The following is a 1,873-nucleotide window of genomic DNA, read 5'->3' as shown; positions in this document are numbered from 1 at the left end:
GACCAGTACCAGCTGGGCGTCGTCGCGGTGCACGATGCCCCGGATGGCGTGCCGGGTCGTCTGCGGCCGCCCGGAGGTGATCGCGACCTTCGCGCCGACGAGTGCGTTGGTCAGCGTGGACTTGCCCGCGTTGGGACGTCCGACAAAGCACGCAAACCCCGACCGGAACCGCGGTTCGGTCTCCATGGCGGCAACCACTAGGTTCTCACCCGGCCGCGGACCACACCGTCCGGGCCGGCGAGGAACACCGGAACGCCGGCGCCGAACTCGCCCAGCACGAGCAGGTCCTCGGCAGCTGGTACGGAAGGTACAGAAGGCACGACGGGAGCGGCCGGAGCGGCCGGAGGGTCCCCGGCGTCGGGAAGATCCGGGACCGGCGCGCCCTGCGACACGATCGCCGCGGCCTCGAAGCGGCGCGCTCCGCTGGACGCCGCCGCGACCACCGCCGCCGCAAGCGCCGACACCGTCAGCCGAGCGTCGGCGTTCTCCACGGTCGCTGCCGCGTATGTCCGGCCGTCGGTGTCACGGACGGCCGCGCCCTGGGCCGAGGCGGTTCCGCCGCGGGGCACGTAGGCGCGCAGCCGTGCCGACCGGGCCAGGGTCACGAGCTTGGCGTCCTCCGGTTGCAGCGCGCCGAGGGCAATCGGCGTGACGTCCGCGGCCGACCGCGGTCCACCGGCGTTCCGACCGTTCGAGCCCAGCCTGTTCGGCTCCTGCTCCGACACGCCCACCCCTGTCTCGTCCGTCTCACTCATGTACGCATCCCGAACGCGGTACGGCGCGCGACCGGGCCGAGGGCATCGCCGTCGCGGCCACCGTCACCATGTTTCGCGTCCCCGTCTCTGCTCTCGCCGCCGGCGCGGGCGATCTCGTTCGCGGACCCGCCTGCGCCGTCCTCGCCAGGGCGCGCCGACCGCCGGACCACCACCGTACCGATCTGGTTGCGCCGGCCGGCCGCGCTCTCGGCGGTGAGCGTCAGCACGCCGACGGTTGCGGTCGCTCCCGGTATCGGCACGTGTCCCAGCGCACTCGCCAGCAGCCCGCCGACCGTCTCGACATCACCGGATCCCGGCAGCTCATCCGTTGCGAACAGCTCGCGCAGATCGTCCACCGCCAGCCGGGCGGTCACCCTGGCCACGTCGTCATCGATCCACTCCACCGGCGCGGTCTCGATGTCGTACTCGTCGGTGATCTCTCCGACGATCTCTTCGAGGATGTCCTCGATGGTCACCAACCCCGCGGTGCCGCCGTACTCGTCGATGACGATCGCCATGTGGGTCCGAGACGCCTGCATCTCCCGTAGCAGGGCGTCAGCGTGCTTGCTCTCGGGCACCAGTGCGGGCGGACGCATCACATCCGAAACAGGCCGGGCGTCCCAGCCTTCGCGCTCCCGGCCTACCATGTCCTTGAGGAAGGCGATCCCGACGACGTCGTCCACCGTCTCCCCGGTGACCGGAATACGCGAGAAACCGCTGCGCAATGCCAGCGAGATGGCCTGTCTGACGGTTTTCGCCGACCCGATGTGGACCATGTCAGGACGGGGGACCATGACCTCGCGTACCAGGGTGTCCCCGAACTCGAACACGGATGCGATCATGTCGCGCTCACCACGTTCGATGACGTCGCGCTCCTGCGCGAGATCAACCAGGTCACGCAGTTCCGCTTCGGTGGCGAACGGACCGTCCCGGTAGCCTCGCCCGGGAGTGACCGCGTTGCCAAACGCGATCAGCAATCGGGGCAGTGGACCGAACAGCGCGCCGAGCCAGGTGGTGAGCCCCGCGGTCGCGAGCGCCACCACCGCTGCGTGCTGCCGGCCCAACGTTCGGAACATCACGCCGACCAGGACGTACGCGAACAGGGTGCCGGCCAGTGC

Annotated in this window: 3 protein-coding genes; all 3 read right to left on the bottom strand. The window is 70.6% G+C overall.

What is annotated here, in order from left to right; all coding sequences use genetic code 11:
• Positions 1–186: GTPase (locus tag U9977_RS17790; protein WP_322750399.1), on the bottom strand; the 186-nt coding region annotated here is incomplete at its 3' end.
• 11 nt (positions 187–197) lie between these two features.
• Entirely contained in the window at positions 198–755 is a 558-nt protein-coding gene (locus tag U9977_RS17785) for a cytidine deaminase (protein WP_322750398.1), read from the bottom strand.
• Positions 752–1,873: hemolysin family protein (locus tag U9977_RS17780; RefSeq protein ID WP_322750397.1), on the bottom strand; the 1,122-nt coding region annotated here is incomplete at its 5' end. The genes U9977_RS17780 and U9977_RS17785, both read right to left, overlap by 4 nt.

The sequence above is a fragment of the Protofrankia sp. Cas8 genome (assembly GCF_963555845.1).
Taxonomy (GTDB): domain Bacteria; phylum Actinomycetota; class Actinomycetes; order Frankiales; family Frankiaceae; genus Protofrankia.
The sequence above is the reverse complement of the archived record's forward strand: the minus strand, read 5'-3'. Positions and strand labels throughout refer to the sequence as shown.

Excerpts from the sequence above, each read along its gene's own strand:
- U9977_RS17785 (WP_322750398.1), bottom strand. The coding sequence starts at position 755 with ATGAGTGAGACGGACGAGACAGGGGTGGGCGTGTCGGAGCAGGAGCCG.